The following is a 15063-nucleotide window of genomic DNA, read 5'->3' as shown; positions in this document are numbered from 1 at the left end:
CCGAACGGGGGAAACGGAGGGCTGAATGGATCTCGCGGCCAAGCTTGCGGATGAGCGAAGATCACGCCTTGCAGCCGAACGTCTGCTTGAACAGAAGCAGGCGGAGCTGCATGCCGCCAACCGCAAGCTGGGCCGTCACGCCCGCCAGCTGTCAGAGGAGATCCACCTGACGCGGGCGCAGGTCCAGACTGTTCAGGACGAAAACCAGCGCGTGAAACTGGATCTGTCGGCCGCCAATGAAAAGGTCCAGGTGGCAGAGCGGCGGCTCTGGCAGTCGATCGCGGCCCTGCAGGACGGGTTCGCATTTTTCGATGCGGACGGGCTGATGCTGGCCGCCAATGATGCCTGGATGGGAGCCTTTGACGGGCTGGAAGAGGTCGCACCGGGCGTCAGCTATATCAAGCTGTTGCAGCTTGCCACAGAGGAGGGCGTGGTCGATATCGGGTCCGCTGCGGCCGCCGACTGGCGGTCCATGATGATCGACCATTGGGTCGCGGCCCGGTCGGAACCCTTCACGCTGAAGCTCTGGAACGGTGTCTCGCTCCGGATGTCGGTTCACAGGGGGCATGAAGGCGATATCGTCTGCCTTGCCACGGATATTTCGGCCTCTGTCCGATATGAGCGCAAACTGCAGAATGCGCAGCGGAAAGCAGAGGCCGCAAACCGCGCCAAGAGCGCATTTCTGGCCAATATGAGCCATGAAATCCGAACGCCGATGCATGGCGTCGTCGGCATGTCGGAGCTGTTGTCGGAAACCGCCCTGACCGAAGATCAGAAGCTCTATGTCGATACGATCCGAAATTCCGGGGAGGCGTTGCTGGCGATTATCAACGACGTGCTCGACTATTCCAAGATCGAGGCTGAGAAGCTGACGCTGTCACCGGAGCCGTTCGATCTGGAGCGCTGTATTCACGAGGTCGTGATGTTGTTGCAGCCCGCGGCCCGGGACAAGGGGTTGGACCTTGTTGTCGATTACGACCTGTTTCTGCCCACCCGGTTCATCGGCGACCCGGTACGGATACGGCAGGTGCTGACCAATCTTCTGGGCAATGCGGTAAAGTTCACGTCAGCGGGGCATGTCGTGATCCGGGTCGCCGGTCTGCCCCGGCCGGACAGGAATATCTGTCAGATCCACGTCTCGGTCGAGGATACGGGCATCGGTATCGCGAAAGACCAGCAGGCCATCATTTTCGGAGAGTTTAATCAGGTTGAGGCAAGTTCAAGCCGCAAATTCGAAGGCTCCGGACTGGGGCTGACAATCACCCAGCGGCTGATCGGACTGATGCAGGGCGAGATCTGGCTGGACAGCGAGCCGGACGTGGGATCGGTGTTCGGGTTCAAGATCGACCTGCCCCTGAGCGATGCGTCGGAATCAGAGGTATTGCCGCCCAGCCTGGCGGGTCCGATACGGAATATCGTTTTGGTTGGCACAAATGACGTCACCCGGGCCGTGCTGGAAAAGCAGCTGCGTGCCCTTGGCGGCCAGGTGTCCTATTGCGATGGCGGCAAGGCCGCGCTTGGCCTGATCGATAAGAGCACCGGCCTCGTTCTGACCGAACATCATATGGACGGTATGGACGGGCTGGAACTAACCCAAGCGCTGAGAGATGCGGGACGCGATGTTCCTGTAATCATGCTGAGCCCCAACGTGACCTATGCAGAGATGGACCCGGCCAGCCGCCATCTGAGCGCTATTTTGCAATGGCCGGCACCGCGGCGGGACCTGTTTGCGGCCCTGGCCGACCTGTCTGGAAAATACGTCGCCCCGGTGCCTGCATCCGCTGATGCCGGGATCGGGACCGATCCAGCCGCAGGCGACAGAAACGGCATCGTCGTATTGGCGGCAGAGGATAACGCAACAAACAGGCTGGTTCTGACCAAAATGCTGGCCGGCCTTCCGATCGATCTTCGTTTCGCGGAAGACGGCGCCCAGGCCGTCGCGATGTGGACAGAAATCCATCCCGACCTTGTCCTTATGGATATCTCCATGCCTGGCGTTGACGGGCTGGAGGCAACCCGCCAGATCCGGCAACAGGAACAGAAGCGCGGGCTTGGCCGTACGCCAGTTTTTGCCATGACCGCGCATGTCGTCGGCACGGTGTCCGGCGACTTCGCAGAGGCCGGGATGGACGGACATCTTCCGAAACCTACCCGAAAAGCCGATCTGCTGAAACTGATCGAAGGTATCGGCCACCCTGTCGCGATGGCGCCGTCCGCGAAACTGAATGCGAAGGCGATATGAGGGCTTTTGCCGGTTTTTCACCGGCGAACAGAGTATAACTTCCGAAACGTGAACAATTCGGGTAAACTTGGAAACAATAAGAGCGATAAAACAGGCAAGCAGTCCCATGCGTTCAATGATCCCGATGGCTCTCGTATCGATTCTGGCTCTTTTGTCGCCGGAAGGACGGGCGGCGGACCGGCTGGACCACTCACTGCGTCCGGTCGCGCGGCCGGGCACGGCGCAGCTGTCCAGGTTTGTCCCCGCAGCAGAGACGGCCGCCGGCATCGCCGGGGCCACATTGGCCGTACTGGGCCGGAACAGCGCCGAGCCTGCGGCGCGTGCGGCGATACCGCGCCCGAGACTGCGACCGGCCTCTGCCGTTCATGTTGCGCAGGATGCGGGCGCTGCAGACCTTGATGTGACGCCGGACGGGTTCGTGGCCTGGACCCGGGCATTCCGGGGCCGCGCCCTGGCTGCCGGCGTATCGGGACGGACCTTTGACCGTGTGTTTCAAGAGGTCCGTTACCTGCCCGAGGTGGTTCGCCTAGACGGGCGCCAATCGGAATTTACGAAGACGACCGGCCAGTATCTGGAAAGTGCGGTGTCTGACACGCGCGTCGCCAAAGGGTCTGAAAAGGCACGGGAATATGACGGCACGCTGTCGGCCATCCAATCGGCCTACGGCGTCGACAAGAGGGTTGTTGCCGCGATCTGGGGGATGGAAACGAACTTTGGCGGACATCGTGGAAATACGCATACGCCGTCGGCGCTGGCGACACTTGCCTTTGACGGCCGCCGGGGCGCCTTTTTCGAAGCGCAGCTGATCGAGGTTCTCAAGATCCTTGAACGGGGGGATACGACCTCTGAAAATATGAAGGGGAGCTGGGCCGGGGCGATGGGGCATACTCAGTTCATGCCGACCTCCTATCAGAGCTATGCGGTGGATTTCACCGGCGACGGGCGGCGCGATATCTGGTCGGATAACCCGGCGGATGCGCTGGCCTCCACGGCGGCTTATCTGAACCGTATGGGCTGGGTTTCCGGCATGCCCTGGGGGCGCGAGGTGTTGCTTCCTTCCGGGTTTGATTTTGGCAGCGTCGCTGGAGAGCGTATGCCCTCTGACTGGGCGCGGCTGGGGGTTCGGGGCACTGACGGAAAGGCGGTTCCGGATTTCGGGTCGGCGCGGCTTTTGCTGCCGGCGGGCGCCAAGGGGGCGGCATTTCTTGTCTTCAAGAATTTCGATGTGATCAAACGCTACAATAATTCGGACGCCTATGCGCTTGGCGTCGGGCATCTTGCGGACCGGATCGGCGGCGCGGGCCCGCTGCGCACGGCCTGGCCGCAGGAAGACCGCGGATTGAAGCGTGAAGAGCGCGAGGAAATTCAGGCCCGTCTGACCCATGCCGGATATTCGACCGGTGGCGTGGATGGCCGGATCGGCCCGAATACCGTGTCTGCCATCCGGTCCTATCAGCGGTCTTCTGGGCTGACACCGGACGGATATCCTTCGATTGCGCTGTTGAAGCATCTGCGCCGCTGACGGCGGCGGGATCTGTGGCTGAGCGACCGGAGGGCGCAGCCCTCCGGACCTCCCGGGATATTTTTTGCAAGAAAAAGAGGGGGCGGGTGTTCTAGCCGGCAGGGGGAGGCGTCTTTTGCCCTGTCCGGTGCAGGGCCGTGTAGCCCGGCGTCAGCCTGTCCCGCAGGAAGGCGACGGGGTGGGCCTTGAGCGAGAGGCGCAGGGCGACGAAATCCTCCACCACCGCCTCTCCCGGCGTCATCTCGGGCAGGAGGGCGGCGGGTTCGGTGATGCCCTCCCCATCCATATCGCCGTCGAAGAGCGGCAGGGGGCGGCCGGGACGCAGGGCCTTGGCATCCCAGATGGCCTGACGTCGGGCGAGACCCAGGGGGGCGAAGGCATCGGCTTCGGCCAGGCGTTCGATCTGCGCGGGGGCGATGCCGGCGCGGCGCCAGACATCGGCGACGGAGTGATAGCCATTGCCACGGGCGGCGGTGATCCAGTCTGCCTCCTCCTGCCCGATGCCCCTGATCTGGCGAAACCCGAGGCGGAGGGCGAGGCGCGTGCCCTCCCGTTCCATCGTATTGTCCCAGTCAGAGGCGTTGATATCGACCGGGCGGACCTCCACCCCGTGTTCGCGGGCGTCACGCACGATCTGGGCCGGGGCGTAGAAGCCCATGGGCTGGGCGTTGAGGAGCGCACAGGCGAAGATGCCGGGATGGTGGCGTTTGATCCAGCTTGAGGCGTAGACCAGCAGGGCAAAGCTGGCGGCATGGCTTTCGGGGAAACCGTAGGAGCCGAAGCCCTCGATCTGGCTGAAACAGCGTTCGGCGAAGTCTGTGTCATAGCCATTGCGCTCCATGCCCTTCATGAAGCGGGTGCGGAATTCGCTGACATTGCCGTGCTTCTTGAAGGTGGCGAGGGAGCGGCGGAGGCGGTCGGCCTCCTCCGGCGTGAAGCCCGCGCCGATGATGGCGATCTGCATCGCCTGTTCCTGAAAGAGCGGCACGCCGAGGGTTTTGCCCAGCACCTGACCAAGCGCGTCGGAGGGGAATTGCACGACCTCCTCCCCGTTGCGGCGGCGGATATAGGGGTGGACCATATCGCCCTGTATGGGTCCGGGGCGGATGATCGCGACCTCGATCACCAGATCGTAGAAGCAGCGGGGCCGCATCCGGGGCAGGAAGTTCATCTGGGCGCGGGATTCGACCTGAAAGACGCCGATCGTGTCGGCCTTGCAGAGCATGTCATAGACCTTTGAATCCTCTGCCGGGATGGTGGCGAGGCTCAGGTCGGTGTTTTCATGCCGGACCAGCAGGTCGAAGGCCTTGCGGATGCAGGTCAGCATGCCAAGCGCCAGCACGTCGACCTTGAGGATGCCCAGCGTGTCAATGTCATCCTTGTCCCAGCAGATGACTGTGCGGTCCTCCATCGTGGCGTTTTCGATGGGGACGAGTTCATCAAGGCGCCCTTCGGTCATGATGAACCCGCCCACATGCTGCGAAAGATGGCGTGGAAAGCCTTCGATTTCGTGAATCAGCGCCATGGTCTGTTTCAGGCGCGGGTCGGTGGGATCGAGGCCGATCTCGCGCATGCGCTGATCCTCCAGCCCGCCAGCAGCGAAAAACCCCCAGAGTTGCGACGAGAGCGCGGAGATCGTATCCTGCGTCAGCCCCATGGCGGCGCCGACCTCCCGGATGGCGCGTTTGCCCCGGTAATGGATGACGGTGGCGCAGAGGCCGGCGCGGTGGCGGCCGTAGCGTTCGTAGATGTGCTGGATCACCTCCTCCCGGCGTTCATGTTCGAAATCAACGTCGATATCGGGGGGCTCGTCCCGGGCCTCCGACACGAAACGTTCGAAGACCATGGTGCCGATCTCGGGCGAGACGGAGGTGACGCCGAGGCAATAGCAGACGACCGAATTGGCCGCAGACCCCCTGCCCTGACAAAGGATATCGCGGGAGCGGGCGAAGGCCACTACATCATGCACGGTCAGGAAATAGGGTTCGTATTTCAGCTTGGCGATGAGGGTAAGCTCATGATCGAGCATCCGTTTCACCCGGTCGGGGGCGCCGAAGGGATAGCGCCAGGCGAGACCCTTGCGGGCGAGACGGGCGAGACGGACGGTCGGGGTTTCGCCCTCGGCAATCTCCGACGGGTATTCGTAGCGCAGTTCATCGAGGGAGAAGGTGAGCTCCTCCGCGAGCTGGACCGTTCGGTCTACTGCGGCGGCATGGGGACCGAGGAGGCGGCGCAGTTCGGCCTCCGACCGGAGACGCTGTTCGCCATTGGCCAGCGCGTCGCGGCCCAGGGCATCGACGGTGCGACCGGTGCGGATGGCGGTCATGACATCGGCCAGTTTGCGGCGGCGACCGTGGTGCATCAGGGGCCGGGCAGAGGCCAGGGTGGGCAGGTCCAGATCGGCGGCGAGCCGGGCCTGTGCATCGAACCGGGCGCTGTCCTGACCGTCATAGGCGGGGGCCAGTGCGAGGGACATCTGCGCGCCAAGGCGGCGCGTCAGCCGGCGCGCCCGTGTCAGCCAGTCGCCCGCGCCGCGTGGACAGGTCAGCGCCTGTGGCGGGTGCAGGATCAGCCGGACCTCTGCAAGACCATTGTCCAGCAGATCCTCTGGGTGGAGAAAGCACTCCCCCTTGGGCGCACGCAGGCGGCCTCTGGACAGAAGCCGGCACAGGCGGGCCCAGCCCGTGCGCGTTTCCGGCAGGGCCGTCATTTCCATACCGTCCGTGAGGGCGAGCCGGGCAGCCGGGATCAGGCGCGGGGCGATCATCGGGGGCGGGACATGGCCCGGGAGATGCGGCCCGATGGGACCATTTTTCATGTCCCAGTCAAGACGCTCAGCTATCTGGCGACGCAGATCCCGGGCACGCTGATGGGCCCGGACAATTCCGGCGACGGAGTTTGTATCGGCAATGGCGACAGCCGATAGCCCAAGTTCGAGGGCGCGCTGCATGTAATCCTCCGGATGGGAGGCCCCTGTGAGGAAGGTGAAATTCGACGTGGCAGAAAGCTCGGGAAACATGCGCTGGCCGGAGTTGAAGCGAGTCGCAGTATATTCACGATTTGTTCTTTTTTGAACCCTATCCTGATGAGGCCGACCCGCGGCGAGACGCCTGCGATCACACTGGACAGGGATGGACCAAATGGGGCCGGAAAGAAGAGGGATCGACGCGTTCAGGCCCGACGCAGGATGCGGGTAAGCCCAAACAGGGCAACCGCCGTGACCACGATGGACGGGCCCGCCGGGCTGTCCCACTGATAGGACAGGCCGAGCCCGCCGAGTGCCGACAGCGCGCCAATAGCCATGGCCCAGCCCAGCATCGCTTCGGGCGTACGGGAGAGAGGACGGGCCGCCGCGGCCGGGATGATCAGAAGGGCCGTGATGAGCAATGCGCCAACCACCTTGATCGCAAGCGCGACCAGCAGTGCGAGAGAGAGCGTCAGAATACGCCTGTCCCGATCCGGATTGCAGCCGGCGGACCAGGCGAGATCCGGGTTCACCGTTGCCGTCAGCAGGGCCTGCCAGCGCCAACCAATGACAGCCGCAATGAACAGCGCCCCGCCCCAGATCACCGCGACATCCAGCCACCCGACCGCCAGAATGTCACCGAACAGGTAAGCCTCCAGGTTCAGGCGGGCGCCCGGCAGGAAGCTGACAGCGATCAGCCCGATGGCAAGCGCGCCATGCGACAGGACCCCAAGGAGGCTGTCGGCGCCGATGCGGGCGCCTCCGCGATCAAGGGTGGCGACGACCAGGGCCATAAGGAGGGCGACACCGAGGACACCAATCGACACCGGCAGGTGCAGCAGCAATGACAGCGCGACACCCAGAATGGCGGCATGGGCTGTGGCGTCGCCGAAATAGGCCATGCGGCGCCAGACGACAAACACGCCGAGAAACGGTGCGGAAAGCGCAACACCGAGCCCGGCAAGAGCTGCGCGAACCATAAAATCTGCGAACACTCCGGTCATCCTGCGCGACGGCCGGCCTTTTCCGGCGATCTGTCATCGGGCGCAAGGGGATCGCCGTGGCGGTGCCCGCTGCCGTGATCGTGACCATGTCGATCTTCCCGCGCATGATCATGTGCGTGATCATGTGCATGGTCGTGGGAATGGTCGTGAATATGCCGGTAGAGCGCGAGCGCTCCATGCGTTCCGGTCCCAAAGAGCGCCCTGTATTCCGGCGCGGAGCTGACGATCTCGGGCGTGCCTTCGCAACAGACATGACCGTTGAGGCAGATCACCCGGTCGGATGCGCTCATGACAACGTGAAGCTCGTGGCTCACCATCAGGACGGCCGTGCCGTGCCGGGCGCGAAGCTCCGCAATCAAAGCATAAAAATCGGCTGAACCACGTTGATCCATCCCCTGCGTCACCTCGTCCAGAACCAGCATGTGCGGGTGACTGAGCAGCGCGCGCGCCAGAAGCGCACGCTGGTATTGCCCGCCCGAAAGGCTGGACAAGGGCGCGTCGGCAAGCGGGGCGATGCCAACGGTCTCAAGCACCTCCTGCCGGTCACGTGTAGATACGCGCCGTGGCAGTCCGAGAAACCTGGACACTGTCAGCGGCAGGGTAGGATCGATCGAAAGCTTCTGAGGTACATAGCCCAGGCTCAACCCCGGCTGACGGGTAATGCGGCCGGACAGCGGTGCTATCGCGCCGACAAGCAGACGCACCAGCGTCGACTTGCCTGACCCGTTCGGGCCGACAACCGTTACGATCTCTCCGCTGTCGATGTGAAAATCGACGCCCGTCAGAACCGGGTCGGCGCCGAACCCTGCGGAAACGTTCCGCGCCTCGATCAGTCTTGTCATGCCGCACCACCGGCAATGCAACCGGCGCAGAGCCCCTCGGCCTCCATCGTGGTCCGCTCAATCCGGAACCCGTTGGGGATCTCTGGCAGAGCGGCCGGGACCTCGGCCACAAGCCGGCAGTTGCGGCAGATCAGGAAGGCGGCGGAATGCCCCTGAGACGCTGGATGGCGGCAGGCGATAAAGGCGTTCAGCCGTTCGATCCGGTGGACAAGCCCATGATCGCTGAGAAAGCCGAGCGCGCGATAGGCCACGGGTGGTTTATCGCCCAGACCTTCGGCATCGAGACGCGCCAGAACGTCATAGGCCCCCATCGGGCGATGCTCTTCCAGCAGAATTTCCAGCACACGCCGGCGCACGGGCGTCAGACGTGCGCCCGCGACTCGGCAGACCTCTTCGGCCTCTGCCATCACGCCGGATATGCAGCTTTGGTGGTCGTGCGGCCTGAATTCACGCAGAACGGAAGAATTTGCTTGGGTCATATTGCGATCTTATCACGACCGATTTAAGGACGAAATGTTATTTCATAACAAAACGGAGCTTTTGATGTCTGCCCTTGCAAAACTGTCCGCCGCCGCCTGGTTTATGGCGCTGCCGGCATTTGCGGACGTGCCGGAGGTGGTAGCCGACATACCGCCGGTTGCGTCGCTTGTCGCACAGGTCATGCAGGGGATCGGGGCGCCGGACCTTCTTCTTCAGCCGGGCAGCTCTCCGCATGGGCATCAGATGCGCCCCTCCGAAGCGGCCGCCCTGTCGCGCGCCGACCTTGTCGTCTGGATCGGGGCCGCACAATCGCCCTGGCTGAAACAGGCGCTGGACCAGCTCGCCGCGGAGAGCGCATCATTGCCGTTGCTGGAGGTTCCCGGCACGCATCTTCGCCTGTTCGGATTCCAGGCCCACGAGGATGCAGATGGGGAGGATGGTCATGACCATGAGAGCCCGGATCATGACGAAGCGCCGGGCGATCCACATATCGCCCATGTCACCGGAGACGGCCACGCCCACCACGGGGTCGATACGCATGCCTGGCTGGACCCACGAAACGCGGTCATATGGCTGAATGCAATCGCTCAGCAGCTGTCAGTGATCGACCCGGATCATGCAACGCAATACACGGAAAATGCCAAGGCGGCGCAGGCAGATATCATGTCGCTCGATGCCGATATCCGGGCGGAGTTCGATGGTGTCACAGGGGCGATCGTGACCTATCACGACGCCTATGGGTACTTTACGGATTATTATGGGATCCGGTCTGCGGGAACCGTGACCGACGGGACGGCGGCACATCCGGGCGCCAAGCGCATGGCCGAACTGCGCAGCCGGCTGGAGGCGCTGTCCGTTCAATGTCTCTTTACTGAACCTCAGTTCGACGCCAGCGGGGCAACCGGTCTCGCCTCGGCGCTAGGGCTCAGATCCGGTCAGCTTGACCCGGTCGGATCGACCCTTGCGCAGGGTCCGGATCTGTATCGCGACCTGCTTCGCCTTACGGCGGATACGATTGCCGGGTGCCTGAAGGAGGAGTGATCAGCGTATCAGGATCGCCCTGAAGTCATTCACATTTGTTCCAGTGGGGCCAGGTACGAACAAGCCCTGGCATGCCGCGAATGCCGTCCAGGCGTCATTGGCGGACAGTGCCTCGGCCGGATCGATGCCGGCGGCACGGATGCTGGCCGCCGTGTGCCCGTCAGCAAAGGCGCCCGCGTTATCTTCGCTTCCGTCGATACCGTCCGTATCGGCGGCAAGGGCGGCCAGACCATCCATCCCTTCGGCGGCAAGGGCAAAGGACAGCAGAAATTCGCTGTTGCGGCCTCCGCGCCCGACCTGTCGGAGGGTGACCGTTGTCTCTCCGCCGGAGAGCAGCAGGCAGGGGGTAGCAAAGGGGCGGTTGCGGGTCTTCACCTCGCGCGCGAGGGCCGCATGTACACGGGCCACTTCGCGCGCCTCGCCCTCTATGGCATCGGACAGAATATGCGCCGCGATCCCACGGCTTTCGGCCAGGCGGGCCGCCGCTTCGAGCGATTGCGCAGCCGAGGCGATCACCTGCACGGAATTGGCCGACAGCGTGGGATGGTCGGGCGCCGGCGCGTCTTCGGGCGCGTCCTCCAGGTATCGCTGCAGGTTTTCCGGCAGGTCTATGTTATGGGCGCGAATCGCCGCGAGTGCCGTGGCGCGGGTCGCAGGCCCCGGCACGGTGGGTCCGGAGGCGACCTCGGCCGGGTCATCGCCCGGCACGTCTGAGACGACCAAGCTCACAACCCGGGCCGGCGCCGCCGCGAGGGCAAGCCTGCCGCCCTTGACCCGGCTCGCCTGTTTGCGGATGGCATTCATCGCGCCGATCGGCGCACCAGAGGCCAGAAGGACCTTGTTCAGCGCCTGCTCGTCTTCGAGCGTCAGGCCGACCGGAGGGGCCGCCAGCAGGGCAGAGCCGCCGCCGGTGATCAGCGCCACGACGAGGTCGTCCTCGGTCAGATCGCCAAGCAGGCTGAGAATTTCCTCTGTTGCAGCGGCCCCGGAGGCATCAGGCACCGGATGCGCCGCCTCCACGACCTTGAGATGACGGCAGGGTACTGCGTATCCGTAGCGGGTCACGACAATCCCTTCGACCGGACCTTGCCAGAGGTCCTCAAACGCACGGGCCAACTGCGCGGCGCCCTTGCCCGCCCCGATCACAATCGTGCGGCCGCGTGGCGGATCCGGCAAATGCCCCTCAAGCGCCTTCACCGGATCGGCGGCGGCTACGGCGGCATCGAACAGATCGGTCAAAAAGGCTTTGTCTTCAGGTGTCATAGGGCCAGCGTAGCGATACTGTGGCAAGCTGCAACCACGATGGAGCCGGAGCATGCCGGCCTTGTCTGTGAGGCCGCGTTCACATCGCCGGCCCGCATTGCCAATGGTGCTTTCCGGGCGTAGGCTCCCGGCCAACCGCCAGACAGGAGCCCGATATGGACGACGCTTTCCGAGACAATGACATCTCTAAAATTGTTGCCGCAGATCGCGCCCATGTCTGGCACCACCTGACACAGCACAAACCGTTTGAAACGGGTGAACCGCGGATCATCACCGAGGGGAAGGGCATCCATGTCTGGGATCAGCATGGAACCCGGCTGCTGGATGCGGTGTCCGGCGGTGTCTGGACCGTGAATGTCGGCTATGGCCGGGAATCGATTGCAAATGCTGTCCGGGACCAGCTGATCAAGCTGAACTATTTTGCGGGCGCTGCGGGGACCATTCCGGGTGCCATCTTTGCCGAAAAGCTGATCGAGAAAATGCCCGGGCTCAGCCGCGTCTACTATTGCAACTCCGGTTCGGAAGCGAATGAAAAGGCGTTCAAGATGGTCCGTCAGATTGCGCATAAGCGCTATGGCGGCCGCAAGACAAAGATCCTGTACCGCGACCGCGACTACCACGGCACAACGATCGGCACGCTGTCCGCCGGCGGTCAGGCCCAGCGAAATGCACAATATGGCCCGCTGGCCCCGGATTTTGTTGCGGTGCCCCATTGCCTTGAATACCGCGCCGCAGATCAGGGCGCCCCGTCCGAAAATTACGGCGAATGGGCCGCGGACCAGATCGAAAAGGTGATCCTCGCCGAAGGGCCCGATACCGTCGGCGCAATCTGCCTTGAGCCGATCACGGCGGGCGGCGGCGTCATCACCCCGCCCGAAGGCTACTGGCCCCGGGTTCAGGAAATCTGCCGCAAATACGATGTGCTGCTGCATATCGACGAGGTGGTCTGCGGCCTTGGGCGGACCGGCACCTGGTTCGGATATCAGCATTACGGGATCGAGCCCGATTTCGTGACCATGGCCAAAGGCGTTGCCTCCGGTTACGCCGCGATTGCCTGCTGCGTCACGACCGAGGCCGTCTTTGAGATGTTCAAGGATGATGCAGAGGACCCGCTGAATTATTTCCGCGACATCTCGACCTTTGGGGGGTGCACGGCCGGTCCGGCCGCCGCCATCGAAAACATGCGGATCATCGAGGATGAGAAGCTGCTTGATAACACCGTGGCCATGGGCGCGCGCCTCATGGAGAATTTCGCCGCTCTGACCGAGAAACACGCGGTCGCCGGTCAGGTCCGCGGCAAGGGCCTATTCGCCGGGATCGAACTGGTGGCGGATCGCACAACCCGCGCCCCCGTCGACGAAAAGCAGGCGGCACAGGTTGTTGCGGAATGCGCCAAGCGGCGGGTCATCATCGGTGTCACCAACCGGTCGGTCCCGGGCTATAACAATACGCTGACGTTCAGCCCTGCCCTGATTGCGACCGCGGATCAGATCGACGAGATCTCCAACGCGGTTGACGAAAGCTTGACGGCCGTCTTCGGCTGATGCCGTCCTGCTTTAGTTGGTATTGATCCGCATTTGCTGCGCAGAGTCGGCAGATGTGACCCAGGTAATTGACCTGCAGGCTCAGAAGGGGTGAGCCCCTGCCCCGGATCGCCGGATTACTCCGGCGACACCATCCGCCCCATCCGGCGGCCGCCCAGAACATGCAGATGGAAATGCGGCACTTCCTGCACGCCATGCTCGCCCGCATTTGAAATGAAGCGGGCACCCGGGCCGCCATCTGCGGCCGTGGCGCCGGTCTGCTGACAGACCTTGGCCAGAACGCGGTGGAAATCGACGATCTCCGCCTCCGATGCCTCGGCCGCGAAATGGTCGTAGGTCACATAGGCGCCCTTGGGGATGATCAGGACATGGACCGGCGCCTGTGGCCGGATATCTTCAAAGGCCAGCGTGTGGTCTGTTTCCAGAACAGTCTTGTTCGGAATTTCGCCGCGCAGGATTTTGGCAAAGATGTTCTGGTCGTCATAGGCGTAGGACATGGGCATCCTCAATCAAACAGGAAAGGTGTCTGGGCCAATTCATGGGCGACATCTTCGGGAACCGCAAGGAAACGCATCAGCGCCTGCGCGTTCTGTTCCACGGTGCCGCCCTGCCTGAGCCGGTAGAAATTGTCGAAACCGGCATCTCTCAGCGCATCGCTTTCCGAAGCGATGGCGTCCCGGACGGAGGGCAGGATCTGGCGCATGATCTCCGACCCGGACTGGCTGCCCGCCAGACCGATCCTGCGGGCATGTCCAAGAACGTAGTCATCGTCAAATTCACAATCGATTTCGAGCAGTGTCGTCACCGACCGGTCGGAACAGAAGTCGCTGAGAAGGTCCAGGCTGCCCGGATCGAGGCAGATGACCATGCGGCTGGTTTCATGAAAATCGAACAGCATCCGCATCAGGGACCGGCGATGCCGGGTCCGTTTGGACAGGCTGCTCTGAATTCCGCCCAGATCGGGAAGGTCACACTCTTCCTCGTGAAACAGATATTCCGTCACCGGCAATCCGACCTTTTCGTGGATTGCCTGGACCAGCCGTTTCGCAACATGCCACTTCTTGCATATCACGATCAGGAGTTCGCGTTCCCGCCCGAGCGAGCTTTCGTTTTCCCAGAACCGGGGCGCAAACCGGCGCCCGATCCGGCCACGCCCGGTGATGAAGTTGAACAGCGACCGGCCTTCGTTGGTGATATGGAAGTCCATGTTCTGTTCGCTGTAGAGCTTGCCCAGTCGCGCCTTGAGCTCTGTCGCGCCTGGGCTGATCTTGCGTGCAAACAGGAAATCCTGTCCCAACAGCATTTCATAGTGGTCGTTATAGAAGGTCACCGGCATGCCGTAGTCGGTGAACATCAGAAAGGTCAGCGACCGCGACACGATCTCGTTCGCGGGGACAAGATGGCGCACAAGCGTCTGAAAGAATGTCTCGTCGGGAATCCAGGTCGTCCGGAAAAACCGCATCACGTCGCGTCGCCTGGCGATGAAATCCATGATGGCCTCGACGGTGGCGCGGCGCAGGCACCACCATTGGCTGCCGATCTGTATCTGTAAATCCTCGGGGATCCGACGCTCAAGCCGCAGTCTGCGCTGCCATTCGATGCTTTCGTAAAACAGCCACTTCTGTTTGCGTTCGTTGAAATAGTGCCGGTAGATCAGCCGCTCTTCCTGGATGCCGGTCTTGATCCAGTTGCTGTCAAAGAAATCAAAGCTTTCGACGAAGTCGACATCTCTGCGATCCAGAAAATCATGCGCATATTCCGCCGTTTTGATCGGCATGCAGTCGCCCGACACCATGTACAGGTGCGTGGCTCTTGGAAAATCTTCCAGCGCGGCCTTCACGGCCTGGATCGTGGCGTCGACCAGCGACCACTCGCCCCAGCCGCAGCGGACGCGCCGGCGGGCAAAAGTCACCCTGGCATTATCGGCCAGAGCGGTACGGATACGGGCATAGTCTTCGGCGGCGGCACTTTTGTCGAAATGGATCGCGACCGCATCTCCGACTGCGGTCAGGCGCTTCGCCTGCTCCACCACCGCATCCGGGTCTTTGTGGCAAAGAAGAATATAGGCGATGAGAGCCATGCCGGGATCGGGTGCCTGTTATTTATGTCTTTGTTTATATCCTTATGCGCGAAGACCGATTGATAAAACCATCATTCTTT

11 protein-coding genes are annotated in these 15063 nt (G+C 62.7%); 4 read left to right on the top strand and 7 right to left on the bottom strand.

Going from position 1 to position 15063, the window contains the following annotated elements; translation table 11 throughout:
* The first annotated feature begins 25 nt into the window (after positions 1–25).
* Positions 26–2242, top strand: a complete 2217-nt coding sequence (locus ACRARG_RS13735; RefSeq protein WP_432690577.1) for a response regulator — start codon at positions 26–28, stop codon at positions 2240–2242.
* A 124-nt stretch (positions 2243–2366) separates the two neighbouring features.
* Positions 2367–3764, top strand: coding sequence for a lytic murein transglycosylase (locus tag ACRARG_RS13730; protein WP_432690576.1), 1398 nt, complete (start codon positions 2367–2369; stop codon positions 3762–3764).
* 91 nt (positions 3765–3855) lie between these two features.
* On the opposite strand, the gene ACRARG_RS13725 is transcribed toward ACRARG_RS13730, so the two are convergent.
* The 4 genes from ACRARG_RS13725 to ACRARG_RS13710 form a co-directional block, all read right to left on the bottom strand.
* The gene (locus tag ACRARG_RS13725; protein WP_432690575.1) at positions 3856–6783 is read right to left on the bottom strand and encodes an error-prone DNA polymerase; all 2928 of its coding nucleotides are present in this window, start codon (positions 6781–6783) and stop codon (positions 3856–3858) included.
* 152 nt (positions 6784–6935) lie between these two features.
* Positions 6936–7733 (bottom strand): metal ABC transporter permease, encoded by a 798-nt coding sequence (locus ACRARG_RS13720; RefSeq protein WP_432690574.1) that lies wholly within the window; start codon positions 7731–7733, stop codon positions 6936–6938.
* Positions 7730–8575, bottom strand: a complete 846-nt coding sequence (locus ACRARG_RS13715; protein WP_432690573.1) for a metal ABC transporter ATP-binding protein — start codon at positions 8573–8575, stop codon at positions 7730–7732. The genes ACRARG_RS13720 and ACRARG_RS13715 overlap by 4 nt, the downstream gene beginning before the upstream one ends.
* Positions 8572–9054, bottom strand: a complete 483-nt coding sequence (locus tag ACRARG_RS13710; RefSeq protein WP_432690572.1) for a Fur family transcriptional regulator — start codon at positions 9052–9054, stop codon at positions 8572–8574. The genes ACRARG_RS13715 and ACRARG_RS13710 overlap by 4 nt, the downstream gene beginning before the upstream one ends.
* A 64-nt stretch (positions 9055–9118) precedes the next feature.
* On the opposite strand from ACRARG_RS13710, the gene ACRARG_RS13705 reads away from it, so the two are divergent.
* Positions 9119–10096, top strand: coding sequence for a zinc ABC transporter substrate-binding protein (locus ACRARG_RS13705; protein WP_432690571.1), 978 nt, complete (start codon positions 9119–9121; stop codon positions 10094–10096).
* Here ACRARG_RS13705 and ACRARG_RS13700 read toward each other — a convergent pair whose 3' ends face one another.
* Positions 10097–11359 carry a glycerate kinase type-2 family protein gene (locus tag ACRARG_RS13700; protein ID WP_432690570.1) on the bottom strand — a complete coding sequence of 421 codons (1263 nt, stop codon included), beginning with the start codon at positions 11357–11359 and terminating at the stop codon, positions 10097–10099.
* A 155-nt stretch (positions 11360–11514) separates the two neighbouring features.
* Here ACRARG_RS13700 and ACRARG_RS13695 point away from each other — a divergent pair, with 155 nt between their 5' ends.
* Positions 11515–12903 carry an aminotransferase family protein gene (locus tag ACRARG_RS13695; protein WP_432690569.1) on the top strand — a complete coding sequence of 463 codons (1389 nt, stop codon included), beginning with the start codon at positions 11515–11517 and terminating at the stop codon, positions 12901–12903.
* Between the two features lie 116 nt (positions 12904–13019).
* Here ACRARG_RS13695 and ACRARG_RS13690 read toward each other — a convergent pair whose 3' ends face one another.
* Entirely contained in the window at positions 13020–13400 is a 381-nt protein-coding gene (locus ACRARG_RS13690; protein ID WP_432690568.1) for an HIT domain-containing protein, read from the bottom strand.
* 8 nt (positions 13401–13408) lie between these two features.
* Entirely contained in the window at positions 13409–14983 is a 1575-nt protein-coding gene (locus ACRARG_RS13685) for a DUF5928 domain-containing protein (protein ID WP_432690567.1), read from the bottom strand.
* Positions 14984–15063 lie beyond the last annotated feature (80 nt).

Origin of the sequence: Pseudooceanicola profundi (assembly GCF_050897955.1) — a bacterium.
Lineage (GTDB): Bacteria > Pseudomonadota > Alphaproteobacteria > Rhodobacterales > Rhodobacteraceae > Pseudooceanicola.
Note: the sequence above shows the minus strand (reverse complement) of the source record. Positions and strands in the feature narration are given on the sequence as shown.

Coding starts and splice junctions, on each gene's coding strand:
- ACRARG_RS13705 (WP_432690571.1), top strand. CDS start 9,119: ATGTCTGCCCTTGCAAAACTGTCCGCCGCCGCCTGGTTTATGGCGCTG.
- ACRARG_RS13735 (WP_432690577.1), top strand. CDS start 26: ATGGATCTCGCGGCCAAGCTTGCGGATGAGCGAAGATCACGCCTTGCA.
- ACRARG_RS13685 (WP_432690567.1), bottom strand. CDS start 14,983: ATGGCTCTCATCGCCTATATTCTTCTTTGCCACAAAGACCCGGATGCG.
- ACRARG_RS13690 (WP_432690568.1), bottom strand. CDS start 13,400: ATGTCCTACGCCTATGACGACCAGAACATCTTTGCCAAAATCCTGCGC.
- ACRARG_RS13725 (WP_432690575.1), bottom strand. CDS start 6,783: ATGTTTCCCGAGCTTTCTGCCACGTCGAATTTCACCTTCCTCACAGGG.
- ACRARG_RS13715 (WP_432690573.1), bottom strand. CDS start 8,575: ATGACAAGACTGATCGAGGCGCGGAACGTTTCCGCAGGGTTCGGCGCC.
- ACRARG_RS13730 (WP_432690576.1), top strand. CDS start 2,367: ATGGCTCTCGTATCGATTCTGGCTCTTTTGTCGCCGGAAGGACGGGCG.
- ACRARG_RS13700 (WP_432690570.1), bottom strand. CDS start 11,359: ATGACACCTGAAGACAAAGCCTTTTTGACCGATCTGTTCGATGCCGCC.
- ACRARG_RS13695 (WP_432690569.1), top strand. CDS start 11,515: ATGGACGACGCTTTCCGAGACAATGACATCTCTAAAATTGTTGCCGCA.
- ACRARG_RS13720 (WP_432690574.1), bottom strand. CDS start 7,733: ATGACCGGAGTGTTCGCAGATTTTATGGTTCGCGCAGCTCTTGCCGGG.
- ACRARG_RS13710 (WP_432690572.1), bottom strand. CDS start 9,054: ATGACCCAAGCAAATTCTTCCGTTCTGCGTGAATTCAGGCCGCACGAC.